This is a genomic window from Ornithinibacter aureus, assembly GCF_009858245.1.
In the GTDB taxonomy this organism is placed as follows: domain Bacteria; phylum Actinomycetota; class Actinomycetes; order Actinomycetales; family Dermatophilaceae; genus Fodinibacter; species Fodinibacter aureus.
In genome coordinates this window covers 709,285-735,379 of sequence record NZ_VMSB01000001.1, presented here as the reverse complement: position 1 = coordinate 735,379, position 26,095 = coordinate 709,285, and the positions used below count along the sequence as shown (strand labels likewise).

Genomic DNA, 26,095 nt, shown 5'->3' with positions numbered 1-26,095 from the left:
GCTCACGGGTGCAGCCCGCACTCGGTCTTGGCGAAGCCGGCCCAGCGCCCGGCGCGTGGGTCGTCGCCGGGGGCGACGCGCTTCGTGCACGGCTCGCAGCCGATCGAGGGGTACCCGTCGGAGAGCAGGAGGTTCACGGGCACCCGCCGGTCGGTGGCGTAGCCGAGCACATCGTCGAACGACCAGGCCGCGAGGGGGTTGAGCTTGACGAGGCCGAACTGCTCGTCGAAGGTGACGAGGGGGGTGTCTGCTCGGGTCGGGCCCTCCTCGCGGCGAACGCCGGTGACCCATGCCTCGTAGCCGGCGAGCGCTGCCTTGAGCGGTTCGACCTTGCGCATCCGGCAGCAGGCGGCAGGGTCACGGTCGTGCAGCTTCGGGCCGTACTGCGCGTCCTGCTCGGCGACGGTCAGCGCGGGCAGCACGTCGACGATGGTGACGTCGAGCTCGTGCTCGACCTGGTTGCGCGTGCCGTAGGTCTCGGCGAAGTGGTAGCCGGTGTCGAGGAAGAGCACGTCGACCCCGGGGGCCTGCTCCGCGATGACGTGGGGGAGCACGGCATCCGCCATGCTGCACGCGACGGCGAGGGTGCCGGGGAAGGTGCGCGCGGCCCACGCCGCGACCTCCGCGGCATCCGCCTCGGTGCCACCCGGACGGTTCGCCGCGTTGAGCAGCCGCTCACCCTCGGCGGCGAGCGCGCGCAGCTCGTCGGTGCTTCGTCGCTGCGTCATCGCAGCTCCTCCTCGTCGACGCGGTGGGCCCAGGTCGCGAACGTCTCGCGGGGTGCACGCTGGTCCAGCCAGCGACGGACGAGGCGCTCGACCAGGTCGGGCAGGTCTGCGGCCGTGACCTTCAGGCCACGCACGGTGCGCCCGAGGCCGGCCTCGTCGCGGTCGGCCGAGGCCAGCCCGCCGCCGAGGTGCACCTGGAAGCCGGGCTGCTGGACGTCGTCGAGGGTCACGATCATCCCCTTGAGACCGATGTCGGCGACCTGGATGCGGGCGCACGAGTTGGGGCAGCCGTTGACGTTCAGGGTGACCGGGGTGTCGATCTGCGCGGTGACGTCGGCCAGGCGCTGCTCGAGCTCGGCGATGGCCGTGGCAGCGGCGGCCTTGGTCTCGACGATCGCGAGCTTGCAGAACTCGATGCCGGTGCACGCCATCGTGTGACGCCGGAACGGGCTGGGCGCCACGGACAGGCCGAGGTTCTCGAGCCCGGTGACGAGGTCGTCGAGACGGGCGGGCGGGACGTCGAGGACGACGAGCTTCTGGTGCGGGGTCAGGCGCACCCGGTCGGTACCGGCGGCCTCCATGACGTCGGCCAGGCCGGTGAGCACGTCGCCACTGACACGCCCGACGACCGGCGCGGCGCCGACGTAGTGGTTGCCGTCCTTCTGGAGGTGGATGCCGACGTGGTCACCCGGGGTGGATGCCGGGGCTGGGGGAGGGCCGTCGGGCAGGGCGCGCCCGAGGTACTCGGTCTCGAGCACCTCCCGGAACTTCGCCGGGCCCCACTCGGCGAGCAGGAACTTCAGGCGGGCCTTGGTGCGCATCCGGCGGTAGCCGTAGTCACGGAAGATGCGGATGACGCCCAGCCAGACCTCCGCGGCCTCGTCGGGGGCGACGAAGACGCCGATCCGCTCGGCCAGCCGCGGCGCCGTGGACAGGCCGCCACCGACCCACAGGTCGTAGCCGGCGCCGAGCTCGGGGTGGACGACGCCGACGAGGGAGATGTCGTTGATCTCGTGGACGACGTCCAGGCTCGGGTGTCCGGTGATGGCGGACTTGAACTTGCGGGGCAGGTTCGCGAGCTCGGGGTCACCGACGAACCGGCGGGTGATCTCGTCGATGACCGGCGTGGGGTCGAGGATCTCGTCGGCGGCGATGCCGGCGAGCGGGCTGCCGAGGATGACGCGGGGGGTGTCACCGCAGGCCTCGGTCGTCTGGAGCCCGACGGCCTCGAGGCGTCGCCAGATCTCCGGGACGTCCTCGACGCGGATCCAGTGGTACTGGATGTTCTGCCGGTCGCTGATGTCGGCGGTGCCGCGGGCGAAGTCGTGGCTGATGTCGGCGAGGACCCGCAGCTGGTGCAGCGTCAGGGAGCCGCCGTCGAGGCGCACCCGGAGCATGAAGTACTCGTCGGACAGCTCGGTGTCGTCGAGCTGTGCCGTGCGCCCGCCGTCGATGCCGGGCTTGCGCTGGGTGTACAGCCCCCACCAGCGGAACCGGCCGCTGAGGTCCTGCGGGGGGATCGAGGCGAAGCCGTCGCGGGAGTAGAACTGCTCGATGCGCTCGCGGACGTTGAGGCCGCCGTCCTCCTGCTTCCACACCTCGTTGGCGTTGAGCGGCTCCCGGCCGTCGACCGCCCACTGGCCGTTCGAGCGCCCGGCCCGAGGGGGACGCAGGGTCCGAGAGGTAGAGGTCTCGGTGGGCTGAACGGTCATCGTGGGCCTTGAGGACGTCGGAATGCGGACTTATCAAATGTATAACTCGCCATTATCGGGCGATGCCCAGTCCACGATGCGGGCCGAACTCCCACCCATCTGGTGGGAGGTCCCGCAGGGTCGCTCGGCGCACGCGGAGCAGGCGTATCATCGAACACGTGTTCGACCGACCAGCGTCCGGCGGGCCTCCGCTGCGCGCTGGGAGCCCGGCGTCCCCGGCGCGTCAGCGAGCGGCATCCGGCTCGGGTCTGGGCGGCCCACCCGGGTGGCCGAACGGTGTCCCCCCGCCGGGCGAGCGCGGCTGGGACCACCGGGCCACGGCCTGGTTGCTCGACCACTGCCCGCCGGACTATCGGCTCTATCCGGCGTGGCGACGGCATCCGGTGGCATTGGCGTGGTTCACCGTGCGCCACCTGGATGCCCAGCTCGACGCGATGCGCTCGGCCTACCGCGAGGTGCGGGTCGAGCTCGTCGACGACATCGGCCCCGAGGGGGTGGCCCAGGTGCTCAGCGACCTCGAGTGCGAAGGGGTGCGGTTGCTGTCGGCCAGGCGGGCTGCGGGGCTGCTCCTGGACGCCCTGCGCGGCCTGGAGTTCGTCCCGCGGCTGTGATGCATGCCATAGCCCCGCCCCTGCTCCCCAACTTTCCCGCCCGATGCCAGAACCTTCAGGTCCACACCACTTCATTTCCCCAGCGATCCCGAACCTTCCCTTGTCAAGGGTCGACTGGGTCGAGCGCCTAGACTTCTGGGGTTCGTGTCGTGGATGTTGCATCAGATCAGGAGGTGGGCACCGGTGAGTCTGCTCGACCGCATCGAGGGCCCCAACGACCTCAGGAAGCTGAGTGCCGACCAGCTGCCCGAGCTGGCCGAGGAGATTCGCCGTTTCCTCGTCCACGAGGTCTCGCGCACCGGCGGCCACCTCGGCCCGAACCTGGGCGTCGTCGAGCTGACCATCGCGATCCACCGGGTCTTCGACTCGCCGAACGACACCGTGGTGTTCGACACCGGCCACCAGTCCTACGTGCACAAGGTGCTCACCGGGCGCCACGACTTCTCGGGGCTGCGCACCCAGGGTGGCCTGTCCGGTTACCCGAGCCGCGCCGAGTCCGTGCACGACGTCGTCGAGAACTCCCACGCCTCGGCCTCGCTGTCGTGGGCGCACGGCATCGCCGCTGGCCGGGTCGTGCGTGCAGAGACCAACCGCCACACCGTCGCGGTCATCGGTGACGGCGCCCTGACCGGCGGCATGGCCTGGGAGGCGCTGAACAACATCGCGGCCGAGCCGGACCTCCCCCTGGTCATCGTCGTCAACGACAACGAACGCTCCTACGCGCCGACCAGGGGCGGCCTCGCCGATCACCTGGCGACCCTGCGCACGACCCGCGGCTACGAGCGCTTCCTCGACTGGGGCAAGCACACCCTGGCGCGCACCCCCGTCGTCGGCGGCGCGATGTACGAGACGCTGCACGGGATGAAGAAGGGCATCAAGGACATCGTCGCGCCCCAGGGGCTCTTCGAGGACCTCGGCCTGAAGTACGTCGGCCCGGTCGACGGGCACGACGAGCAGGCCCTCGAGGCCGCGCTGCGCAAGGCCCGGGCCTTCGGTGGCCCGGTGCTCGTGCACGTCATCACCCAGAAGGGGCGCGGCTACGACCCCGCCATCACCGACGAGGCCGATCAGTTCCACGCCGTCGGGGTCATCAACCCCGAGACCGGCCTCCCGCTGGAGATCGCCGGCCGCAGCTGGACCGATGAGTTCAGTGACGAGATGGTGCGCATCGGGGCAGAGCGTGAGGACGTCGTCGCCATCACCGCGGCGATGATGATCCCCGTCGGCCTCAAGGACTTCAGCAACGCCTACCCCGAGCGCACGTTCGACGTCGGCATCGCCGAGCAGCACGCGCTGACGATGGCCGCCGGTCTGGCGTTCTCCGGCCTGCACCCGGTCGTGGCCGTCTACGCGACGTTCCTCAACCGCGCCTTCGACCAGCTGCTCATGGACTGCGCGATGCACCGCGCCGGGGTCACCGTCGTGCTCGATCGTTCGGGCATCACCGGCCCCGACGGCGCCTCGCACCACGGCATGTGGGACATGACGATCAGCGGTGTCGTGCCGCGCCTGCACCTCGCGGCACCACGCGACGGGCAGCAGGTGGCCCGCGCGGTGCGCGCCGCCGTGGACATCTCCGATGCCCCCTCGGTGGTGCGCTTCCCCAAGGGGTCGGTGGGTGCCCCGATCGAGGCCGTTCGCACCGTCGGCACCGTCGACGTCCTGGCCGAGCCCGACGAGGCAGAGGTCGACGTGCTCCTCGTCGGGGTCGGGTCGATGGCGGCCACCGCGATGGCCGCGGCTGAGAAGCTCTCGGCCGAAGGGGTGCGCGTGCGCGTCGTCGACCCGGTGTGGGCGCTGCCGGTCAGCCCGAACCTCGTGACCCTTGCCGGTGGGGCGGGCCGGGTCGCCGTCGTCGAGGACAACGTCGTCGTGGGTGGCATCGGCTCCCAGGTTGAGCTGGTGCTGCGCGAGGCCGGCCTGGCCACACCGCTCGACCAGTTCGGCATCCCGAGCGAGTTCCTCGACCACGGCTCGCGCGACCAGGTGCTCGACCGCATCGGTCTCACGCCGGATGCCGTGGCAAGCCGCCTGCGTGACCGCCTCGCCTGAGCGATCGGCTCGCGGTGAGCGCGCGGCGGCCACACGGCATCCGATGTCTGCGTCGTGGGGAACAACGAGGGTGAGGTGTGCGGTTGCGGGAGCATGACCTCCACCGCAGACGCCGGCATCGATGCCCTTCGCTCCACCCATGACGGCCTGGTCCCCGTCGTTCGCGACCTGTCCGACGAGCAGTTGGTGGCGCCGTCCGGGGCCACGGAATGGACTGTCGCGCAGGTGCTTTCCCACCTCGGCAGTGGCGCTGAGATCTCGGCGGCGACGCTGCGCAACGCGGTCGACGGGGCTGGGCGGCTGCCCGATGGCTTCAACCAGGGGGTGTGGGACCGATGGAACGCGATGTCCCCGCGCCACCAGGCTGACGGCTTCGTCGTCGCCGATGCGGCTCTGCTGGCAGACGTCGAGGCCCTGACGGCTGAGCAGCGCGAGACCCTCCAGGTCGACCTCGGGTTCCTTCCTGCGCCGGTTCCCTTCGCCACGTACGCCGGGATGCGGCTCAGCGAGGCGGCGGCCCACTCGTGGGACGTGCGGGTCGCCTACGACGATGATGCGGTCATCGACGAGCCGACGGCCCGGGTGCTCGTGCGGCTGTTCGGCGGTCCGATGGGGTTCCTCCTCGGCTTCACGGCGAAGGCCGATGCCGTGGCTGAACCCGCCGTCGTCGACCTCGTCGGCCTCGACCACGACCTGTCGATCGGGGATGCCGTGGCGCTCGTTCCCGCGGGCGGGGTCACCACCGCGACCCTCGAGGGTGGGGCGGATGCCGTGGCGCGGCTGCTCACCGGGCGCCTCACGGCTGCGCACACCCCGGCATCCGTCGTCGTGTCCGGCAACGTCTCGTTGGAGGACCTTCGCCGGGTCTTCCCGGGGTACTGAGGAACTCGAGGTGCCGTCTCCCGGTGCCGAAGAGTGTTGAGAGTGGTGTCAGGGTGCTGCGGCACGATGTCGTCATGAGCGACGAAGCAGACTCCGTGGGCGCTGACGGCGCTGATGGCCAGGTCGACGTGGGCGAGGTCGAGGTGGGCGCCGTCGACGTGGGCGCCATGGCGATCACCGTGGCCATCCCCGAGCACCTGCGTTGGACCGACACGCGCCGCGACGTCGAGCACACCCTGCTGACGCTCACGGTTCGCATGCTCCCCGATGGCCACCTTGCCGTGAAGGCATACGGCCGACCCACCGCTGGTGGTCGATCGCCGTACGTGTCGTTCCCGGTGCCTGACGACCCCGCCATCACCGCGCTGGTCGAGGCTGCTGGAGCACGGGCCGGCGAGCTGTGGTCGGCGCACAAGGGCCTGGCCTGATGGATGGTGGCGCGCAGGGTCGCATTGCCGTGGTCGGTCAGATGCAGGCTCGGCTCGCCACCGAACGCGGGCTGTTGGTGAGTCGCATCGAGCAGATGGAGGCCGACAAGGCGCGCCTCGTGGCGGCATCCGTTGATTCCAATGCCGATGACGAGCACGACCCCGAGGGTCAGACCATCGCGTTCGAACGATCGCAGCTGGAGGCGCTGACGGATCGGCTGCGCCAGCACGTGACGGAGGTGGAGGCGGCGCAGGCGCGTCTTGCGGCAGGACGGTATGGCACGTGCGAGGTCTGCGGGGAGCAGATCGACGGTGCCAGGCTCGAGGTTCGTCCGACGGCGCGCACGTGTGTCGACCACGCCAGCGGGAGGCGTCGGCGCTGACCCTGACGGCGACCTCGGGGGGTGACGCCCCTCGCGAGGGCCCTGTCGGTGGCCGCCTGTAGGTTCTATCCATCGCTTCAGGGCGACGGCGGGGCGGGCGGATTGTTGGCGGATCCGGCTGGGGGAGAGCGTGATCGGGAAGGGGGTGGTGAACGTGGAGGACGACAGCGCGGGGTGCATGACGCACGGTTCGGTGATCCGTGCCAGCGACGAGGGCGATCGTGCAGTGATCCGTGAAAGCGACGAGGGCGACCGTGCGTGCGTCGATGAGGCGGGGTGTGGCCGCCACCGAGGCGAGTGTGCGTGCGCAACTCGACGACCTTTCACTGCGTGTGACCCACCTTGCCGACGACATCGGGAGGGTCAGCGGTGCATGGGCCAGGTCTGATCTCGCATCGGCCCTGGCGAACTGCCAAGGGTTGATCAACACCCTGACGGCAGTTCAGGACGTCGCGATCACACGGCTGGCGGCGATCGAGGAGGAGTGGCTCGAGGACGGGTTGGTCGTCGAGTCCCGCCGGGCGCCGGGGCACATCGCCCTCGACGCACCTGACGTCGTGGCCGGAGCCTTGCGGGTGTCCCATCTGCAGGCGCAGCGGCGGGTCTGTGGTTCCCCCCGAATCGTGGAGGTTGTCTCTTAGGCGGCTGCTCTCGGGGTGAGGGCAGCGTTTTCGTAGTTGATGGGTGACATCATCGATGCGGCGCTGTGGCGGCGGTCGGTGTTGTAGAAGTTCCAGCACCAGTCCGAGACCACGGTAGCGGCTTCGGTGGTGTTTCGGAACTCGTTGCGGGAGAGGACTTCCCACTCGAGGCTGGAGAAGAACGCCTCCGCGGCCGCATTATCGAAGCACGATCCGACGCGTCCCATGGATTGGCGGATCCCGAGGTTTCGGCATGCGCGGGTGAACAGATCCGCGGTGTAGGTGGCGAGTTCAAGGGGTCGTTGCAACACCGGGTTGTTGAAGGGATCGTAGTTGCTCGTCGAAGACCTCGGCGGGGGTTCGCCAGCCGAGGATCTTTCGGGGTCTGTTGTTCAGGGCGTGAGCGACGGCTTCGAGGTCGTCGGCGGACCAGCGCGACAGGTCGGTCCCCTTGGGGAAGTACTGCCGTAGCAGACCGTTGGTGTTCTCATTCGTCGGGCGCTGCCAGGGTGAGTGGGGGTCGGCGAAGAACACCTTCGTTCCGGTCTCAAGTGCGAGCAGGGCGTGACCCGACAGCTCCTTGCCGCGGTCCCAGGTCAGTGTCTTGCGTAGCTGCTGTGGCAGTTTCGTCATCGACGCCGTGAGCGCCGCGTTCATGGCCACGGCACCGTATCCGCCGAGGGCTGGCCCGTTCTTGACGTGCGGCTTCTCGCCCCAGCCCTGCATACGCGGCAGGTGCACCAAGAGCGTGGCGCGGCTGGAGCGCTCGACGAGCGTGCCGATCGCGGAGCGGCCGGTGCCGATGATCAGGTCGCCCTCCCAGTGGCCGGGGACGGCGCGGTCTTCGGCCTCTGCGGGCCGCTCGCTCAACACGACGTCGGGGGTGACATGCCCTTGGGGCTTGTTGCGCGACCTGGCCCTGGGCTGCCGCAACGCCCGCCCTGTGCGCAGGCACGTCACCAGCTCGCGCTTGAGCGCGCCACGACCTTGGATGAACAGCGCCTGGTAGATCGCCTCGTGGCTGATCCGCATGGACTCATCATCGGGGAACTCGACCTTCAACCGGTGCGCGATCTGCTCCGGGCTCCACGCCGTGGACCATCGCCGGTCCGCCCGGTGGGGCTTGTTCAGCCCCTTCCACGGCGGCGGTGTCGGACCCGCCACGATCGTGCCGTCGGGACGACGGACGTTCCCTGCGAGCCGGTCCTGCACGTACTCACGCAACCGGTCGTTGGTCACCAGCTTCGCGGTCTTCGGTCGCTTCGCGGCCTGCTGCGCCTTCCACTGCGCTACACCAGCGCGGTAGTCCTGCGTCCCGCTCCTGGTGGCCGCGTTGCGGCGTAGTTCGCGCGACACGGTCCCCGGGTCGCGACCGATCGCCCGGGCGATCTCACGCACGCCCTTGTCCTTTGCACGCAGGATCGCGATCTCCTCGCGTTCCTCGAAGGTCAGATAGCGCCCTGTGGGCTCGGCAAGGCTGATCGGCGGCATGCCGCCAGCGTGACGAAACCAACGCATCCCCACCGGGACCGACACCCCGACAGCGATCGATGCCTCCGCCGTCGTAACGCCCGTGGCGATCAGCCGCCAGAACTGCCGCTGCACCACCCGCGAGGGGTCAGGTCGCCCCGGTGAGCGCATCGCCGGCCGCAACGCCCGATCAGCACGCCACTGCCGCCGCAGCCCCTCAGGCGCATCGCTCGTCTTCCTGCTCCAGTCGCTCGTCGCCATCACACACCTCCGTGATCAAGGTGTTGCGACGACCAGTTGAATCCGCCGGTCGAGCCGCGGTCAGAGTGGAAAATGACCCGCTCTGATTCCTCCTCCTTCCAGATCGCCTCTTTGCCGCCGCGGACCGTTACGGCCATGGTGATCGCGGCCTTGGCCAGTTCCGCGTTCGGGTGCAGCGACGTCGCGGCCCCGATCAGTCGGCGGGAGTACAGGTCGATCACGGTGGCCAGGTACAGCTTCCCGGCCGCGGTCGGGATCTCGGTGATATCACCGACCCAGCGCTGGTTGACCGCGGTCGCGGTGAAGTCCCGGCGAATCAAGTCCGGGAACGGCGCCTTCGACTTATCTTGCTTCGTTAATCCGTTGCGGCGCTTGATCTTCCGAGCGATCAACCCTTGCCGGCGCATCGAGTTCGCGACCGTCTTCTCACTGACCGTCCACCCCTCCTCGCGCAGGTCGAGCACCAGCCGCGGGGACCCGTGCAACCCGCGGTTTTTGTCGAACATGACCTTCACCGCCCGGTCCATGGTGTCGCGGCGCAGGTCCCGCTTGGTGTACAGGCCGGTCGCGATGGCCGTCCGAGGTAGCCACTTGTAGAACCACGAGATCGAGATCCCGAGCAGCGCGCAGGTGAACGCGACGGGCACCTGGTAGTTGGTCCTCTGGTCGACCACGAAGCGTGCCACGCTCACTTCGTCGCCTCCTTCACCCACAGGACCACGGATCGCTTGAGGACATCACGCTCCATCCGCAGCTCGGCGTTCTCCGCGCGTAGCCGCTTCAACTCCTCGATGTCACCGGCCGACATTTCGCCGCGTCCCTCACGCTCGGCGCGAGCCCGGGTAACCCAGTTGCCCAGGGTCCCTTCGTTGACGCCGAGATCGCGCGCGACGGCAGCGATCGGCTTGTTGGTCTCCTCGACGATCCGTACAGCCCCCTCACGGAACTCACGGTCGTACTTCTTACGTGTCTCAGGCACAGCATCTCCTTTAGCTGATACCTACACGCTTCGGGGGGAAGTCCAGGTCCGCACTGCTGTCCGGCTGGTCTCCGAGGTGCTGGATGGCGCGGGTACGACCACGGAATCGACAGGCGAGCCCGAGTCGATGGGGGACTCCACGGAGACGGGGGAGTCAGGCGAGTCGATGGATGCCGGGGCTGCGGTAGTCGATGGTGCTGGTGATGACAGGAGTTCGGGGATGTCCGGGGTCCACCGCGCCATGCGTGACGGACCGCTCGATGGGTATTCGGCGAGTGTTCTCGATGCCGAGCTCGAGGGGGCACCTGGTGAGGTGGCCTCCGCGGTGCTTGCCGCGATCGAGGATCGCTTTGCCACCGACGCTCCGTCGGCCCTGCGACAGCGGTGTCGTCGCGCCCTGGCTCGGATCAGCCCTGACCTGTTGAGGCGGCGGGCTCAGCGAGCGCGTGAGGAATGTGGGCTCAAGCGATGGGCCGAGGCGCCGGGTGTCGATCGCCGGACCGGCTCCTTCCCCTCGGAGAGGGCTGCCATGGGCTGGGCCGCGGTGGATGCTCTCGCTCGCCGTTACGTCAAGGTCGGTCTGTGTGAGCGTCTTGAGCAGGCCGGGGGTCAGGCCCTCATGGATCTCGTCAGCGGCAACGCCACCATCGATGTGACGCTCGTCTTCACCACCGCCGAAGGGCCCGATGCCGGTGGAGCGGGCGTCGATCGTCCACAAGCGCCGACGGCGCCTGAGCGCGCTGGTACCAGCCCAGCCCAAGCGTTTCCGCGTGGTACTGATCGTCTGGACGGGCCTTCCTCGCCCGTTGGTGAGCACGATGCTCGGGAGCCCATGCGCATCGGTGAGCGCGATGCCGCTTCGTCCACGCGTGGTCGCCCTGCACTCGGCGCAGGCGAGCCATCCAGGTCGTCTGCTGCCACGCCTCGGGCGGAGCGAGCCGGGGAGAACCGCGATGTCGCGACGGTGGGCTCGGGGACGGTTGTCGGAGCGACGGACGCTGGCCTCGTGGAGGCCTTTGGCCCGAGTGCAGGGGACCCGCTGCTGGTTTCCCGCTCGTGGTTGGACGCCCTCGCACCAGGGGAGGCCGCGGTGCGCCGAGCCGCATGCCACCCCTCGACCGGGGCGTTGCTCGGCCACGGCGCCATGGCGACGGACGCGTATCGCCCAGGGGAGAAGCTGAAGGCTCTGGTCCGGTTGCGAGACAGCCGCTGCCGGTTTCCCGGGTGCTCGGTGTCGGCTCGCTTCTGCGACCTCGATCATGCCCGGCCATGGCCCAACGGGCCCACCGCTGCAGAAGACCTCATGTGTCTGTGCCGACGGCATCACCGGATCAAACAGCGACCCGGCTGGCAGGTGCGTCTGGCAGTCGATGGAACCGCGACGTGGACCGATCCGGTGGGCAGGGGTCGCACCACCTGGCCGCGGAATCACCTGGATCTCCTCGCACTGCCGATTCCCCTCGCACTGCCGATGCCCCTCGCACTGCCGATGCCCCTCGCGCAGGCGAGGTCAGGGGTGCACGGTGCAGTTCCAGTCCCGGCGGCCGACGTTGGCGTCCTGGGCGAGGAAGCCAGCACCCTCGAAACGGTGATGGAGGTGCTGGATGACGGCTACCAGCGGTGGCCGCGCTTCGGGCAGGTATCGGTCGCTGGCGTGGTGTCCCGCACGATGTCGGTGTCCCAAGGGGTCCCGGTGTCTCGTGGCGTCCCGGTGTCTCGGGTGGTGCCGGGGCCGCGAACGACTCCGGGCGACCTGATCCGTGCAGGCCGAGATCACCCGCGATGGCACTATCGCGATGTGCGTGAACGGCTTCGCCCGTGCCATCGCCGCGAGGGACGGTGGGGCGCCCAGACGGCTCCCGAGCCGGGTGTGGATCCGCCTCCGTTCTGACGTTTCGATGGTCCGGCACAGTTCGCATGAGAGGGTCGGCGCCAGCGACGTTTCCTAGATGTCGCGGAACGTCTCGATCGTCGCGCCCAACGCGTTGAGGCGCTCGGCGAGGTCCTCGTAGCCACGGTTGATGACGTAGACGTTGCGCAACACCGACGTTCCCGGTGCCGCAAGCATCGCCAGCAGGATGACCACCCCGGGACGCAGCGCCGGCGGGCACATGACCTCGGCTGCGCGCCACTTCGGCGTGGGGCCGGTGATCATCACCCGGTGCGGGTCGAGCAGCTGCACCTGGCCGCCGATCTTCGTCAGCTCGGTGAGGTAGATGGCGCGATTCTCGTACACCCAGTCGTGGATCATCGTCGTGCCCTCGGCACATGCTGCGATCAGGGCGAAGAACGGCAGGTTGTCGATGTTCAGCCCCGGGAACGGCATCGGCGCGATCTTGTCGACTGGCGCCTTCAGCTCGCTGGGGTGGATCGTCAGGTCGACCAGCCGCGTGTGCCCGTTCATCGCCCGGTACTCGGGGGTCATGTCGAAGCGCAGGCCCATCTCCTCCAGCGTGGCCAGCTCGATCTCGAGGAACTCGATCGGCACCCGCTCGATGGTGATGGTCGACTCGGTGACGACTCCCGCCGCGATCAGGCTCATCGCCTCGATCGGGTCCTCCGACGGGAAGTACTCGATGTCGACGTCGATGTGCTCCACGCCGGTGACCGTCAGCGTGGTCGAGCCGATGCCCTCGATCGTCACACCGAGGGCCTGCAGGAAGAAGCACAGGTCCTGGACCATGTAGTTCGGCGAGGCGTTGCGGATGATCGTGGTGCCCGGGTTGCGGGCCGCCGCCATGAGGGCGTTCTCCGTCACCGTGTCTCCACGCTCGGTGAGGACGATGGCCCGCTCGGGGGTGCGGGCGGCATCCACGGTCGCCTCGTAGAAGCCGTGGGTCGCCGCCACGTCGAGCCCGAAGGGCTTGAGAGCGGACAGGTGGGGCTCGATGGTGCGGGTCCCGAGGTCGCACCCACCGGCATACGGCAGCTGGAAGCTGCCGAGCTCGTGCAGGAGCGGGCCGAAGAACATGATGACGGTGCGGGTGCGGCGAGCCGCGTCGACGTCGATGCTGTCGAGGTCGATGCGCGCCGGCGGGATGATCTCGAGGTCGTTGCTGTCGGGCAGCCACCGCACCTTGACGCCGATCGAGGTCAGCACCTCGATGATCCGGTTGACCTCTTCGATGCGGGCCAGGCTGCGCAGGGTGGTGCGCCCCTTGTTGAGCAGGCTGGCGCACAGCAGCGCGACGGCGGCGTTCTTGCTCGTCTTGACCGGGATCGAGCCCGAGAGCTTCTGGCCGCCGACAATGCGCAGGTGCTGCGGTCCGCTGTGCCCGAGCGAGACGAACTCGCTGTCGAGCTTCTCACCGATGCGCGCGAGCATCTCCAGCGACAGGTTCTGCTTGCCCTGTTCGATTCGGGCGACCGCGCTCTGGCTCGTGCCGAGCAGGTCGGCGAGCTCGCTCTGGGTCAGCCCCTGGTGGCGGCGTGCGTCCCGGATGAGGGTGCCGATCCGGGTGAGGTACGTGTCTGACGTTGAGGTGACGGTCACTGGCCCATCGTAGATCATATGTGAGATATTGCCTGCACTGTGGACGTGGGATGTTCGGATGCCGGGCGGCCGCAGCGTCGAACCTCTACTGCGGCCACCCGGCATGACGACGTCGGATCAGGCGGGGACGCTCGCCACCCCGGCCGGCAGCAGCCGCCGACCGAGCACCCGCTCGGAGACGCCCTCGCGGTCGAGCAACGGGCAGAGCCCGCCGTTCCAGAACTGGAACCCGGCGCCGGTGATCATCGCCAGGTCGATGTCCATCGGCGCGGCGACGACGCCCTCCGACAGCATGAGGCCGACCTCCGTGGCCAGCACCCCGAGGATGCGCTCACGGGCCTGCTCGGCGCTGAGCTCCACCGGGTTCTCCGGCTGCTCGGCCATCGCGAGCACCTCCGGGTCGGGCACCGGACGGCCACCCTCCATGAGGTAGTAGCCACGCTTGCCGGACTCGACGAGCCGTCGCAGGCTCGGCGAGACGTGGAACCGGTCACCGAACGCGCGGTGCAGGGTCTCGCTGTTGTGCAGAGCGATCGCCGGCCCGACGAGCCCGAGCAGCACGAACGGCGGCATCGGTGCCAGACCCGCGACGGCGCGGTCGGCCGTGGCCACCGGGGTGCCCTCGTCGACGATGCGGGAGAACTCGCCCATGAACGCGCCCAGCAGGCGGTTCACGACGAAGGATGCCGAGTCCTTCACCCGGATCGTCGTCTTGCCGAGCGCTCGCCCGGTGGCGAACGCCGTCGCCAGCGCGGACTCGTCGGTCGCCTCGCCGGGGATGATCTCGAGCAGGGGCATGACGGCCACCGGGTTGAAGAAGTGGAAGCCCACGACCCGACCCGGGTGCTCCAGCCCGCTCGCCATCTCGGTGATCGACAGCGAGGACGTGTTCGTCGCGAGCACGCACTCGGGGGAGACGACCGCCTCGACCTCGGCGAACACCTGCTGCTTGACCGCCATCTCCTCGAAGACCGCCTCGATGACGAAGTCGACGTCGGCGAAGCCGTCCTTGGAGGTCGAGCCGGTGACCAGGCCCGTGAGGAAGGACGCCTTGTCCGGCGACACCCGCCTCTTGTCCTTCAGCGACGCGATCTCGGCGTGCACCCAGCCCACGCCCTTGGCGACGCGGTCCTCGTCGAGATCGGTCATGACGACCGGCACCCCGAGGCGGCGCGCGAAGAGCAGGGCGAGCTGGCTGGCCATGAGCCCGGCGCCGACGATGCCGACCTTGGTCACCGGGCGGGCGAGCGCCTTGTCCGGTGCACCGGCCGGGCGCTTGGCGCGCTTCTGCACGAGGTCGAAGGCGTAGAGCCCGGCGCGCAACTCATCACCCATGATGAGGTCACCGAGAGCGGCGTCCTCCGCGGCGAAGGCCTCCTCGCGAGTCGCCGTCCGCGCGGCGCGCACGAGCTCGACGGCCCGCATCGCACCTGGCGCGCGACCCGCGGTCTTGGCGAGGACTACCGAGCGGGCGCCATCGCACGCGGCATCCCACGCGCTCTCGTCACGGTCGACGTCACGACGCTGCACCGGCACGGCACCACTGACGACCCCGGCGGCCCACCGCAGCGAGTCCTCGATGAAGTCCGCCGGTTCGAGCAGCACGTCGGCGATGCCGAGGGCGGCCACCTCCTTGGCCTTCAGCATCCGGTTCTGCGACAACGGGTTCGCGACGATGACGGTGAGCGCGTCGGCCGGCCCGATGAGGTTGGGCAGCAGGTAACAGCCGCCCCAGCCCGGAACGAGCCCGAGGAAGGTCTCAGGGAGGGCGAACGCGGGCACGCCAGCGGACACCGTGCGGTAGTCGCAGGCCAGGGCGATCTCGACGCCCCCGCCCATGGCCGCGCCGTTGATGAACGCGAACGTGGGCACCGGCAGGTCCATGATCGAGGCGAACGCCGCGTGCCCGGCTCGAGCGATGCTCACGGCCTGCTCGCGGTCGGTCACGTAGGGCACGCCCGACAGGTCGGCCCCGACGGCGAAGATGAACGGCTTGCCGGTGATGCCGACAGCCTGGATCTCGCCGGCTGCCGCACGGGCCTTCAGCCCGTCGACGGTGGCCTGGAGCTCGGCGATCGACGCTGGGCCGAAGGTGTTCGGCCGGGTGTGGTCCAGGCCGTTGTCGAGCGTGATCAGGGCGAGGATGCCGGCGCCGCCGGGGAGGGCGACGTCCTGGACCGGGGTGTGGGTCACGACCTCGGTGGGCAGCTGCGGGGTGGGGGGTGCGGCGGGGGTGTCAACAACAGCGCTCACGTCAGTTCTCCTTGCCGTAGTCGGCGTGGTGCGGGTTCTCCCAGATGACACAGCCACCCATGCCGATCCCGATGCACATGGCCACCAGGCCGTAGCGCACCTGCGGGTTCTCCTCGAAGTGGTGGGCGAGCTGGGTCATCAGGCGAACACCCGACGACGCCAGCGGGTGGCCGATGGCGATGGCTCCACCCCAGGGGTTGACGCGCTCGTCGTCGTCGGCGATGCCGTAGTGGTCCAGGAAGGCGAGGACCTGCACGGCGAACGCCTCGTTGAGCTCGAAGAGCCCGATGTCCTCGATGGTCAGGCCAGCCTGGCGCAACGCCTTCTCGGCAGCGGGGATCGGGCCGATGCCCATGACCTCGGGCTCGACACCGACGAAGGCGTAGGAGACCAGGCGCATGCGCACCGGCAGCCCCAGTTCGGCGGCGGCGGCCTCGGAGGCGAGGATGCAGGCGGTCGCGCCGTCGTTGAGGCCGGCCGCGTTGCCGGCGGTGACGTTGCCGTGGGGGCGGAACGGGGTCTTCAGGCCCGCGAGCTCCTCCATGGTGGTGCCGGGACGGGGCGGCTCGTCGACGGTTGCCAGGCCCCAACCCTTCTCGACGTGGCGGGTGGCCACCGGCACGAGGTCGGGCTGCACCTTCCCGGCGGCGTAGGCCGCGGCGAGCTTGCGCTGGCTGTTGACGGCGTAGGCGTCGCACCGCTCCTTGGTGAGGTGCGGGAAGCGGTCGTGCAGGTTCTCGGCGGTCTTGCCCATGACCAGGGCCGACTCGTCGACGATCCGCTCGCCGATGATCCGCGGGTTCGGGTCGATGCCCTCACCCATGGGGTGGCGGCCCATGTGCTCGACCCCACCGGCGATGGCGACGTCGATGGCGCCGAAGCCGATCGAGGAGGCCACGTTCGTGACGGCGGTCATCGCCCCGGCGCACATCCGGTCCACCGAGTAGCCCGGGGTGGTCTTGGGCAGACCCGAGAGCAGGCCGGCCAAGCGGCCCAGCGTCAAGCCCTGGTCGCCGATCTGGGTGGTTGCGGCGATCGCGACCTCCTCGACCCGCTCCTTGGGCAGTTCCGGGTGGCGGCGCAGCAGTTCACGCATGCACTTGATGACGAGGTCGTCGGCGCGGGTTTGGGCATACATGCCCTTCTCGCCGGCTTTGCCGAACGGGGTGCGGACGCCGTCGACGAAGACGACTTCCTGGAGGGTACGGGGCACGGCGGTGGCCTCCTGGGTCACGGCGGACAGGGTGCACCCGGATGCCGGGCGCGGCCTCGTCAGCGTACTAAGCGGGCGCTTAGTACGGGAGGGCTGGCGGGGTGAGAGACGTCACGCGGAGGTGACTTCTCGGCGATCCCGGGATCGCCGGCGTCCCTGAGGAGCATCGGCATCCGACGTGGTGGGTCAGCCCGGGAACTGGGCGAACGCGGCCACGAGCATCGGGGCGACGATCTCGGCCTGCCAGGCCCGCACCCCCTGGTCGAGCAGGGCCCGGGTGAAGGCGGCTTCGTCGGGTTCGGACGGGGGCTGCCAGACCACCCGCCGCAACGGGTCGGGGGAGCAGACGTTCTCGACGGGGATGACCCGCTCCTGCGCGAACGCGGTGAGCGCCGCCCGGGTGGCACCGAGGCGATCGGCCGCCAACGGGTTCTTCTCCGCCCAGACACGGGGCGGCGGCGGGCCGTCCGAAGGCAGGGTGCGCGGCGGCAGGTCGTCCTCGGGGATCTCGACGGCACGCCGCACCGCGTCGACCCAGTGCCGGCCGTAACGGGCGATGGCACGGTGCCCGCGGGGCAGGTCCGCCGTGGTGGCGGGCACGGCCTTCGCGATCTCGACGAGCGCGGCATCGGGCAGCACCCGCCCGATCGAGGTGTCCCGCTCCCTGGCGATGTCGTCGCGGGTGTACCAGAGCTCGCGCACGATGGCGACGGACCGCCGAGAGCGCAGGGTGTTGATCCCCGACGTGCGGCGCCACGGGTCGACCCGCTCGGTGGGGGTCCACTGCAGCAGCGCGGCGAACTCCTGGCGCGCCCACTCGGCCTTGCCCTGCGCGGCGAGGTCGACCCCCATGAGGTTGCGCAGCTCGTCGAGCACCTCGACGTCGAGGGCGGCATAGCGCAACCACGGCTCCGGCAGCGGCCGGGTCGACCAGTCGACGGCGGAGTGCTCCTTGGCCAGGCTCAGCCCGAGGTAGTGCTCCACGACGGCGGCCAGCCCGACGCGGGGCAGCCCGAGGATCCGCCCGGCCAGCTCGGTGTCGAAGAGCTGCACCGGTCGCAGCCCGACCTCGGCGAGGCAGGCGAGGTCCTGGGTGGCGGCGTGAAGGATCCACTCGGCGGCACCGATCGCTTCACCCAGGGGACTGAGGTCAGGGCAGCCCATGGGGTCGATCAGCCAGGTGCCCGCACCCTCGCGCCGCACCTGGACGAGGTACGCGCGCTGTCCGTAGCGGTAGCCGGACGCGCGTTCGGCGTCGATGCCGACCGGCCCCTCACCGGCAGCGATGGCCTGCGCGGCCCGGGCCAGCTCGCGCTCGGTCTCGACGACGTGCGGCACCCCACCGGACGGCTCGATGAGCGGCACCAGGGTGACGGGGGCGTCCTCGGTGACGCGGTGGTCGCTGGAACTTTGGTCGTGCTGGCCACCTTGTGGGGGTGGGGTCGTGGTCTCGGTGATCATCGGTTCGTGGTGTCCGTCAGTGATGTCTGTCGCTGGATGTCTGTCGCCGGTGTCCGTCAGCGGCGGGGTCCGGGAAGGGCGACGACGCCCTCGGGAAGCGGAGGCAGACCGGCGATGGTGCACAGCAGGTCAGACCACGCCAGCAGGTGGTCACCGACCTCCGGGCCCAGCGGGGTCCAGGACGCGCGCACCTCCATCTCGACACTCGCGGGCCGGTCGGCCAGACCGGCGAAGCTCTGGGAGACGACCCGGGTCACCGTGCCCGCCTCCGCCGTGTACTCGACGCCACGCATCGCGAGCGCGTCGACGAGCCAGCTCCACCCCACCTCGCCGAGCACCGGGTCGGTCGCCAGTTCGGGTTCGAGCTCGGCCCGGGCGAAGGTCACCGCTCGCCACTGCCCGCCCCACGGCTCGGGGGAGCTGGGGTCGTGCAACAGGACGAACCGGCCGGAGGCGAGGTCGTCGTCGGTGTCACGCGGGTCGACGACGTCAGCGGTGAGCGCGACGGCATACGGCGCGATGCGCTGGGGCGCCGGGACCTCGGTGAGTCGGATCTCGGGGCGCAACCGCACCCGGTGGAGGTCCTTGAGGGCGCGGGAGAACTCCGGGGACTCCCGACCGGAGACGCTGCGGCTGGACACGCCTGCAATGTATGCCGATCCGGCGTCGGCGCCCGTCAGGCACGCCGCGAGCCGACGGGCGTCCCCGAGCAGCCGGCAGGGCTCGCGCGGCTAGATTCGAGCGGTGCTTGCCCTCCTTGCCCTCGGGTCCTCCGTCGCGTGGGGGACCGCTGACTTCTTCGGCGGGCTCCTCAGCGGACGCCGTCCGGCCATCGCGGTGGTCGGTTGGTCGCAAGGCCTGGGATTCCTCGTCATCAGCGCCGTCGTGCTCGCGCGCGGCGAGGTGTCGTGGCAGGGCTGGCCACTGTGGGCCCTCGCGGCCGGTGTGGCCGGCACGACCGGACTCGTCAGCTTCTACACGGCCCTGTCCACCGGGACCATGGGCGTCGTCGCGCCGATCGCCGCGCTCGGGGTGATCGTCCCGGTCGCCCTGGGTGTCGCCTCCGGTGAGCAACCGTCCGGGTGGGCCTGGGTCGGGATGGTGGTGGCCATCGTCGGCGTGACCCTGGCCTCGGGGCCGGAGGTCAGTGGAGCGGTGTCCGCCAGGCCCGTGGTGCTGGCGGTGGTGGCGGCGCTGTGCTTCGGCCTGGCCCTGTTCTTCATCGACCGTGGGGCACGCGAGTCGACCCTCATGACGTTGTGGGGGATGCGGGCCACCTCGGTGACCGTGCTGGTCGTCGTGGCGCTCTGCCTGCGCAGCGTCGGCGGGGTGCGGCCCGGCGAGCTGCCGGCGTTGCTGGCCGTCGGCTGCGGCGACCTGCTGGCCAATGCCCTGTTCGCCGTGGCGTCCTCGCGCGGTGAGGTCAGCGTCGCGGCGGTGCTCGGGTCGCTCTACCCCGTGGTCACCGCGGTGCTCGCGTGGGCCGTGGTCAAGGAGCGGCTGCGACCCGTCCAGGTGCTCGGGTCCGCGATGGCCGTGGCGGGTGCCGTCGTCATCGCCCTGTGACCAGGGTGGGAGAATCACTGATCGTGACTGCCGACTCCCGCGCCGCCGACCGACCTGCCGACTCCCGACGCCCCGATCTCAGCAGCGCTGGCCCCACCACTGCCGACCCCAAGGACTCGGCTCTCGTCCGGGCTGCGCGCGGGCAGTCCGTCCCGCACGCGCCGGTGTGGTTCATGCGCCAGGCCGGGCGTTCGCTCCCCGAGTACCGCGAGGTGCGGCAAGGCGTCGGCATGCTCGAGTCGTGCCGGCGACCCGATCTCGTCACCGAGATCACGCTCCAGCCGGTGCGCCGTCACGGGGTGGATGCCGCGATCTTCTTCTCCGACATCGTGGTTCCCCTCTCCGCGATCGGCGTCGACCTCGACATCGTCGCCGGCGTCGGGCCGGTCATCGCCCGGCCGATCCGCACGCGGGCCGACCTCGCCCAGCTGCGAGACCTCACCCCCGAGGACATCCCGGACATCGCCGAGTCCGTGCGACTGCTGACCGCCGAGCTCGGTGGCACCCCCCTCATCGGCTTCGCCGGGGCGCCGTTCACCCTCGCGTCCTACCTCGTCGAGGGCGGCCCGTCCAAGAACCACGAGCACACCAAGGCGCTCATGCACGGCGACCCGCAGCTCTGGCACGACCTGTGTGCCCAGCTCGCGCAGATCTCCGGCACGTTCCTGCGCGTCCAGGCACAGGCCGGGGCCTCGGTCGTGCAGCTGTTCGACTCGTGGGCCGGCGTCCTCAGCAAGGCCGACTACACGGCATCCGTCATGCCGCACTCGGCGAAGGCCCTGGCCGCCGTCCGTGACCTCGACGTGCCGCGCATCCACTTCGGGGTCGGCACCGGTGAGCTGCTACCGCTCATGGGTGAGGCCGGCGCCGACGTCGTCGGAGTCGACTACCGCGTGTCGCTCACGGACGCCATCGAGCGGCTCGGCGGGCGCTACGCCGTGCAGGGCAACCTCGACCCCGCCCTGCTCTTCGCCCCGTGGGAGCCCCTCGAGCGGCGCGTGCGCACCATCGTCGAGGAGGGGTGGGCGGCGCCAGGACACATCGTCAACCTCGGCCACGGCGTGCTGCCCGACACCGACCCCGACGTGCTCACCCGCGTCGTCGAGTTCGTGCACGAGGTCTCCGCGCGGTGAGCAGCACCCCGCACCTGCGGGGTCGCGGTGTGCGTCTGGAGCCGCTCTCGACCACGCACGCCGCACCGATGGAGCACGTGCTCGCGGATGCCGGCCTGTACGAGTTCATCGGCGGCTCACCGCCGTCGCGGGCTGACCTCGAGGCACGGTACGCCCGTCAGGTGGCCGGTCCGCGCGGCTCCGCGTTCGCGTGGCACACGTGGATCATCCGGGTGGCGGACACCGACAAACCGGTCGGCTACGTGCAGGCCACCGTCAACGGCGACGACTCGGTCGCCGAGCTCGCCTGGGTCGTCGGGGTGCCGTGGCAGGGCCGGGGGATCGCCTCGGATGCCGCGTCGGCCGTCGCGGAGTTCGTCGACGCCTGCGGGGTCGAGCGGGTCATCGCGCACGTGCACCCTGACCACGTGGCGTCGCAGCGGGTCGCGGCGCGCCTGGGGCTGGTGCCGACGGCGCGTGTCGTCGACGGTGAGGTCGAGTGGGAGGCGCGCCCCGGCATCCGAGGTCGTTGAGGACGTCGCGTCCGGTGGCCGGCGCGCTGGGGTACGCGGCTCTGGCGCGTCAGCGGGTCAGGGCGGCCTTCACGATCGAGGGGTCGGGGTTGGTGTGGGGGATGCCGTCGATGACCACCGTGGGAACCGTTTCGTTTCCGTCGTTGACGCTCGCGACGAAGGCACGGCCCGCGTCGTCCTCCCAGATGTTGACCCAGCGGGCACGCTTACGCAGGGGGCGGAGCGTCAGGCGCAGGCGGGCCGTGAACGGGCAGCCCGGTCGCCAGTAGATCGCGACACCGTTCGCGGCGTGGGCCAGGGCCTGCTCGTGCGGTGTGGGGGTCGGGCGGCCGGCGGCGAGATCCAGGAGTCCCATGCGGACAGGGTACAAACGGGGGTGACAGTGGGCGTCCGCGACGACCCCGGGTGAGCGCCCTGGCCGCTCGTCGAGTTCCGCGATCACCCGCAGCGCCGACCGCGTCCGGTACGGCTGCGTCGGATTGCCCGGGAAACGCTTGTCGGTGGCGTTCGGATCGTCCTCGAAGGGGCCTGACGGCTCGACGACGTAGATGTGGCCGCGATGGTCCAGACCCGCGAGCGCCGCGGACAGGTGCGGTCGCTCGGTGCGTGGTCCATGCGGTGCTCCGTTCAGCTGGCGGCGGGTGGCTGGGTCGGGGCCTGAGCGGCAACGCCCGAACCCGCGGCGCCCGAACCCGCGGCAGCGGGAACGAGGCCACCGGTCGGCACGGGGTCGGTGCCGGACACGCGGCGACGGCGCAGCCACAGCACGCCCGGCGCGATGACCAGCATGCCCGCCACGGCGAAGGGCAGCAACGCACCGAGCACGGTGAGCAGGACGGTCACCGAACCGGTGAAGGCCCGCCAGCCCGCTGACAAACCGGCCAGGAAGCCGGTGTCGTCCACGGCATCCGCGAGCACCTGCTCGTCGGTGCTGAGGCGCACCTCCACAGGCGCCAGGGCGACCGAGTCCTGAAGCCTGGCCAGTTGCGACTGCAGGGCCTCGAGGTCCGCCTGGCGGCGTGAGAGCTCGGCCTCCAGCGTGACGATCTCACCGAGCTTCGTGGCCTGGAGCATCAGCGCCCGGACCCGATCGACACTGGCCTGCATCGTCTTCAGTCGCGACTGGGTGTCGACGACCTGGGCGGTGACGTCCTCCGTCGAGGTGTTGCGGGAGTGGACCTTGCCGATCGCGGCCACCTTGTCGAGGGTCGCGTCGAGCTGGTCCGTCGGGACGGAGATCGTGATGCTGCTGAAGCCGCCGGTGGCTGCGATGTCCGACTCGCTCGCCACAGACTCGGCCAGGACGAGCCCCTTGGCCGCGCTCGCGATCGCACGCACCTTGGTCGCTGCGGCATCGACGTCCTTGACCGTCACCGAGATGTCGGCACGGCGGGCGAGCTTGCGGTCGGCCACGCTCGCGGCGACGTCGGTCGAATCCACGGCTGCGGGCGCTGGTGCGGCGCCGACGGCCGTGTCCTGCTGCGCCTGTTCCTCGGTCACCGCTGCGCCGCCGCCACCCTCGGAACCCTTCGACGTCAGGTCCGTCCCAGACCCGGTCACCGGGGCCGCTTCCGAGCCCCCCACGGCGGAGTCGGCTGAATCGGCACCGCACCCGCTGACGGCGAGCACGGCGAGGGCGAGGACGGCCGCCGTGGCCCGGAACCGGCCAGCCGGTCGGGACGAGAGCATCGGGTGGACAGTGCGGGCTGGGGATCGCATGGTGACTCCTTCGTCAGGGATCTCGCCGTGGCTGCATGCCGCGGCACCTTGCCGTGAGGCGCAGGCCCCGCTGCTCAGGTTCCTAGTTGCGAGTCTCGATCAGGTCACGACTGCGACGCGCTCGGGTCACATCCTGACGGCCCTCGCGACGGGGCCGTCAGGGCTGCGTGAGAGGCTGAGCACATGTTGTCGGCGGCCCTCTCGACCCGGCCCCGGGTCGTCGTGGTCGGGGGCGGTATCGCGGGCCTGTCCGGTGCGCTCGCCGTGCTGGAGGCCCTGCCGTCAGCCCGGGTCACGATCCTCGAGGGCAGCACCGACCTCGGCGGCAAGCTGCGGCTCGATGCCGTGGGCGGCCACCTCGTCGACGTCGGCGCCGAGTCGATGTTGGCGGTTCGGACGGAGGCCACCGACCTCGTCGCCCGCGTCGGCGCCGAGGGCGAGCTCGTGACCCCGGCGACCACCTCGGCGTCGATCTGGAGCCGGGGGAGCCTGCGCCCCATGCCGGCCGCCACCCTCATGGGTGTGCCCACCGACCCGGCCTCGGCGCTGGGCGTGCTCACCGCCGCCGAAGTGGATCGGCTGCGCGACGAGCAGCCCTGGCCCGGCGGGGCGGTCGAATCCGACGTCTGCGTCGGTGACTACGTCGGCGCGCGCCTGGGGTCGGCCGTCGTCGACCGGCTCGTCGAGCCGTTGCTCGGCGGGGTCTACGCCGGGCACGCCTCCCGGCTGTCCCTGCAGGCGACGATGCCCGTGCTCTGGGAGCGGGCGACCCGCAGCGAGAGCCTGCTCACCCCACGAACCGGTGCCACGGCATCCGACGTCGGTGGTGCGAATGCCAGCGCGCTCGCTCAGCCAGCCCGACCCCCGCGCCCACCGTTCGCCGGCCTTCGTGGGGGAGTGGGGCGCCTTCCGGGCCTCGTCGCCGATGAGCTGCACGCTCGTGGTGCGCTGGTGCGCACCGGGGCGATGGTGCGCGCTCTCGAGCGGACGGCATCCGGCTGGCGACTGACCCTCGGATCCGCCGCCGACCCCCAGGTCATCGACGCGGATGCCGTGCTCCTCTGCGTCCCTCCGGCACCGGCCGCGCGGCTGCTGGCTCCCCACGCGCCCGTGGCGGCACGCGTTCTCGGTGACATCGAGACGGCGTCCAGTGCCGTCGTGACCCTCGCCGTGGAGCGCCGCGACCTGGCCCAGGTCCCGGGCTCGGGGTTCCTGGTCCCGCCCATCGAGGGGCGGGCCATCAAGGCGAGCACCTTCAGCTTCCGCAAGTGGGCGTGGACCGGCGAGGTGTCCGACGTGGTCGTGCACCTGCGGGCCTCGCTCGGGCGGGCCCGCGAGGAGGCCGTGCTGCACCGGGACGACGCGGACCTCGTCGCCGTGTCCGTGGCCGAGGTCGGTGAGGCCCTGGGGCGGCCACTGCCTCGGGTCGTCGACGCACACGTCCAGCGGTGGGGCGGTGGGCTGCCGCAGTACGCCGTAGGCCACGTGGATGCCGTGGCATCCGTTCGCGCGGACGTCGCCCGCCTGCCCGGCCTGGAGGTGGCCGGTGCCGCCTACGACGGGGTCGGCATCCCCGCCGTCATCGCCTCGGCCACCCGCGCGGCGCGCGCCGCCCTGACCCACCTGAGCACCATCCCCAGCACGCGCTGAGCACCATCACCCGTACATGCTGAGCACCAACCCAGCACACCCTGAGCACCAACCCAGCACGCCGCACCAAGGAGAGCACCGCGCATGAGCGAGTCCGTCCGACCCGTCCCGAGCAACCCCAACGCCGCCAGGATCCGCGAGATCAACGACACGATCCGCTACGCCATGTGGTCGGTGTTCGCCGTGGCCGAGCCGATCGGCGACGAGGACCGCGACGCCCTCGCGGCCGAGGTCGAGGAGCTCTTCACCGACCTGGCCGCCAAGGACGTCGTCGTGCGCGGCACCTACGACGTCGCCGGGCTGCGCGCCGATGCCGACGTGATGGTGTGGTGGCACGCGGAGACGATCGAGGCGCTCCAGGAGGCGTACCACGCGCTGCTGCGCACGGCTTACGGCCAGCACCTCGACCCGGTCTGGTCGGTGGCCGCCCTGCACCGTCCGGCGGAGTTCAACAAGAGCCACATCCCGGCGTTCATGGCCGACGAGGAGGCCCGTGACTACGTGTGCGTCTACCCGTTCGTGCGGTCCTACGAGTGGTACCTGCTCGAGGATGCCGAGCGGCGCGACCTGCTGCGCGAGCATGGCCAGATGGCTCGCGACTACCCGGACGTTCGCGCCAACACCATCGCCTCGTTCGCCCTGAACGACTACGAGTGGATCCTCGCGTTCGAGGCCGATGAGCTGCACCGCATCGTCGACCTCATGCGCGAGCTGCGGGCCTCCCGCGCGCGGATGCACGTGCGCGAGGAGGTGCCGTTCTACACGGGGCCGCGCGTGCCGGTGCGCACGTTGGTGCACCGCCAGCGCTGACCCAGCCTCGGCTTTATCGGGGCACTCGATAATCGCTGACTTCACTGGACAAGCCTTGTCCAGTGAAGTCAGGGCTTCCCCGGCGAACTCGCAACGCCCTGTCGGGGACTGCGTTGTCCACAGCCCTCGATGCGGGCG

General features: G+C 70.6%; 25 protein-coding genes and 1 pseudogene. 11 read left to right on the top strand and 15 right to left on the bottom strand.

The window, feature by feature from the left end; all coding sequences use genetic code 11:
* Window positions 1-2: 2 nt before the first annotated feature.
* Complete coding sequence (locus tag C8E84_RS03580) at window positions 3-728, bottom strand: phosphoadenylyl-sulfate reductase (RefSeq protein WP_159899531.1); 726 nt, start codon at window positions 726-728, stop codon at window positions 3-5.
* Window positions 725-2,440: a nitrite/sulfite reductase gene (locus C8E84_RS03575; protein ID WP_159899529.1), complete on the bottom strand. Its 1,716-nt coding sequence runs from the start codon at window positions 2,438-2,440 to the stop codon at window positions 725-727. Before C8E84_RS03575 ends, C8E84_RS03580 begins: the two co-directional genes overlap by 4 nt.
* Window positions 2,441-2,598: 158 nt before the next feature.
* Between C8E84_RS03575 and C8E84_RS18000 the strand changes: the two genes are divergently transcribed.
* The 6 genes from C8E84_RS18000 (at window position 2,599) to C8E84_RS03545 (ending at window position 7,437) form a co-directional block, all read left to right on the top strand.
* The gene (locus tag C8E84_RS18000) at window positions 2,599-3,051 is read left to right on the top strand and encodes a hypothetical protein (RefSeq protein ID WP_246196757.1); all 453 of its coding nucleotides are present in this window, start codon (window positions 2,599-2,601) and stop codon (window positions 3,049-3,051) included.
* A gap of 183 nt (window positions 3,052-3,234) precedes the next feature.
* Complete coding sequence (gene dxs, locus C8E84_RS03565; RefSeq protein ID WP_159899527.1) at window positions 3,235-5,103, top strand: 1-deoxy-D-xylulose-5-phosphate synthase; 1,869 nt, start codon at window positions 3,235-3,237, stop codon at window positions 5,101-5,103.
* 93 nt (window positions 5,104-5,196) lie between these two features.
* The gene (locus C8E84_RS03560; protein ID WP_159899525.1) at window positions 5,197-5,985 is read left to right on the top strand and encodes a maleylpyruvate isomerase family mycothiol-dependent enzyme; all 789 of its coding nucleotides are present in this window, start codon (window positions 5,197-5,199) and stop codon (window positions 5,983-5,985) included.
* Between the two features lie 74 nt (window positions 5,986-6,059).
* Window positions 6,060-6,413 (top strand): hypothetical protein, encoded by a 354-nt coding sequence (locus tag C8E84_RS03555; RefSeq protein WP_246196756.1) that lies wholly within the window; start codon window positions 6,060-6,062, stop codon window positions 6,411-6,413.
* A 29-nt stretch (window positions 6,414-6,442) separates the two neighbouring features.
* Window positions 6,443-6,796, top strand: coding sequence for a TraR/DksA family transcriptional regulator (locus C8E84_RS03550; protein ID WP_246196755.1), 354 nt, complete (start codon window positions 6,443-6,445; stop codon window positions 6,794-6,796).
* A gap of 278 nt (window positions 6,797-7,074) precedes the next feature.
* Complete coding sequence (locus C8E84_RS03545) at window positions 7,075-7,437, top strand: hypothetical protein (RefSeq protein WP_159899523.1); 363 nt, start codon at window positions 7,075-7,077, stop codon at window positions 7,435-7,437.
* Here C8E84_RS03545 and C8E84_RS03540 read toward each other — a convergent pair.
* The 10 genes from C8E84_RS03540 to C8E84_RS03495 form a co-directional block, all read right to left on the bottom strand.
* Entirely contained in the window at window positions 7,434-7,748 is a 315-nt protein-coding gene (locus C8E84_RS03540; protein ID WP_211675376.1) for an integrase core domain-containing protein, read from the bottom strand. The two genes, C8E84_RS03545 and C8E84_RS03540, sit on opposite strands and share 4 nt — an antisense overlap.
* A complete protein-coding gene (locus tag C8E84_RS03535; protein ID WP_425495938.1) occupies window positions 7,729-9,168 on the bottom strand; it encodes an IS30 family transposase in 1,440 nt (479 codons plus the stop codon). Before C8E84_RS03535 ends, C8E84_RS03540 begins: the two co-directional genes overlap by 20 nt.
* Complete coding sequence (locus tag C8E84_RS03530) at window positions 9,168-9,815, bottom strand: IS3 family transposase (RefSeq protein ID WP_211675374.1); 648 nt, start codon at window positions 9,813-9,815, stop codon at window positions 9,168-9,170. The genes C8E84_RS03535 and C8E84_RS03530 overlap by 1 nt, the downstream gene beginning before the upstream one ends.
* A gap of 41 nt (window positions 9,816-9,856) precedes the next feature.
* Entirely contained in the window at window positions 9,857-10,147 is a 291-nt protein-coding gene (locus C8E84_RS03525; protein ID WP_159899521.1) for a transposase, read from the bottom strand.
* A 154-nt stretch (window positions 10,148-10,301) separates the two neighbouring features.
* A complete protein-coding gene (locus tag C8E84_RS03520; protein WP_159899519.1) occupies window positions 10,302-10,865 on the bottom strand; it encodes a hypothetical protein in 564 nt (187 codons plus the stop codon).
* Window positions 10,866-12,092: 1,227 nt separating this feature from the next.
* Complete coding sequence (locus tag C8E84_RS03515; RefSeq protein ID WP_159899517.1) at window positions 12,093-13,658, bottom strand: helix-turn-helix domain-containing protein; 1,566 nt, start codon at window positions 13,656-13,658, stop codon at window positions 12,093-12,095.
* A gap of 99 nt (window positions 13,659-13,757) precedes the next feature.
* Window positions 13,758-15,893, bottom strand: a complete 2,136-nt coding sequence (locus tag C8E84_RS03510; RefSeq protein WP_170296262.1) for a 3-hydroxyacyl-CoA dehydrogenase NAD-binding domain-containing protein — start codon at window positions 15,891-15,893, stop codon at window positions 13,758-13,760.
* 1 nt (window position 15,894) lies between these two features.
* Window positions 15,895-17,106 (bottom strand): thiolase family protein, encoded by a 1,212-nt coding sequence (locus C8E84_RS03505; protein ID WP_159904428.1) that lies wholly within the window; start codon window positions 17,104-17,106, stop codon window positions 15,895-15,897.
* Between the two features lie 186 nt (window positions 17,107-17,292).
* A complete protein-coding gene (locus C8E84_RS03500; protein ID WP_159899515.1) occupies window positions 17,293-18,567 on the bottom strand; it encodes an HRDC domain-containing protein in 1,275 nt (424 codons plus the stop codon).
* 56 nt (window positions 18,568-18,623) lie between these two features.
* Window positions 18,624-19,208 (bottom strand): DUF3000 domain-containing protein, encoded by a 585-nt coding sequence (locus C8E84_RS03495; RefSeq protein WP_159899513.1) that lies wholly within the window; start codon window positions 19,206-19,208, stop codon window positions 18,624-18,626.
* 103 nt (window positions 19,209-19,311) lie between these two features.
* Between C8E84_RS03495 and C8E84_RS03490 the strand changes: the two genes are divergently transcribed.
* The 3 genes from C8E84_RS03490 to C8E84_RS03480 are packed head-to-tail and all read left to right on the top strand — an operon-like array spanning window position 19,312 to window position 21,778.
* Window positions 19,312-20,133 (top strand): DMT family transporter, encoded by an 822-nt coding sequence (locus tag C8E84_RS03490; RefSeq protein WP_159899511.1) that lies wholly within the window; start codon window positions 19,312-19,314, stop codon window positions 20,131-20,133.
* 23 nt (window positions 20,134-20,156) lie between these two features.
* Window positions 20,157-21,266 carry a uroporphyrinogen decarboxylase gene (hemE, locus tag C8E84_RS03485; RefSeq protein ID WP_159899509.1) on the top strand — a complete coding sequence of 370 codons (1,110 nt, stop codon included), beginning with the start codon at window positions 20,157-20,159 and terminating at the stop codon, window positions 21,264-21,266.
* Window positions 21,263-21,778, top strand: coding sequence for a GNAT family N-acetyltransferase (locus C8E84_RS03480; RefSeq protein WP_246196754.1), 516 nt, complete (start codon window positions 21,263-21,265; stop codon window positions 21,776-21,778). Before hemE ends, C8E84_RS03480 begins: the two co-directional genes overlap by 4 nt.
* 49 nt (window positions 21,779-21,827) lie before the next feature.
* Here C8E84_RS03480 and C8E84_RS03475 read toward each other — a convergent pair whose 3' ends face one another.
* From C8E84_RS03475 to C8E84_RS17990, 3 genes and pseudogenes are all read right to left on the bottom strand, one after another.
* Window positions 21,828-22,133 (bottom strand): glutaredoxin domain-containing protein, encoded by a 306-nt coding sequence (locus C8E84_RS03475; protein ID WP_159904424.1) that lies wholly within the window; start codon window positions 22,131-22,133, stop codon window positions 21,828-21,830.
* A gap of 18 nt (window positions 22,134-22,151) precedes the next feature.
* Window positions 22,152-22,367 (bottom strand): annotated as a pseudogene (locus C8E84_RS17995) (NAD(+)--rifampin ADP-ribosyltransferase); the annotation flags it as partial.
* A gap of 38 nt (window positions 22,368-22,405) precedes the next feature.
* Complete coding sequence (locus C8E84_RS17990) at window positions 22,406-23,467, bottom strand: DUF4349 domain-containing protein (protein ID WP_159899507.1); 1,062 nt, start codon at window positions 23,465-23,467, stop codon at window positions 22,406-22,408.
* A 213-nt stretch (window positions 23,468-23,680) separates the two neighbouring features.
* Here C8E84_RS17990 and hemG point away from each other — a divergent pair, with 213 nt between their 5' ends.
* Both hemG and hemQ read left to right on the top strand, forming a co-directional pair.
* Window positions 23,681-25,147 (top strand): protoporphyrinogen oxidase, encoded by a 1,467-nt coding sequence (hemG, locus tag C8E84_RS03460; RefSeq protein WP_159899505.1) that lies wholly within the window; start codon window positions 23,681-23,683, stop codon window positions 25,145-25,147.
* Window positions 25,148-25,231: 84 nt separating this feature from the next.
* On the top strand, window positions 25,232-25,957 hold the full coding sequence (hemQ, locus tag C8E84_RS03455) for a hydrogen peroxide-dependent heme synthase (protein ID WP_159899503.1): 726 nt from the start codon (window positions 25,232-25,234) through the stop codon (window positions 25,955-25,957).
* The last annotated feature ends 138 nt before the right edge of the window (window positions 25,958-26,095 follow it).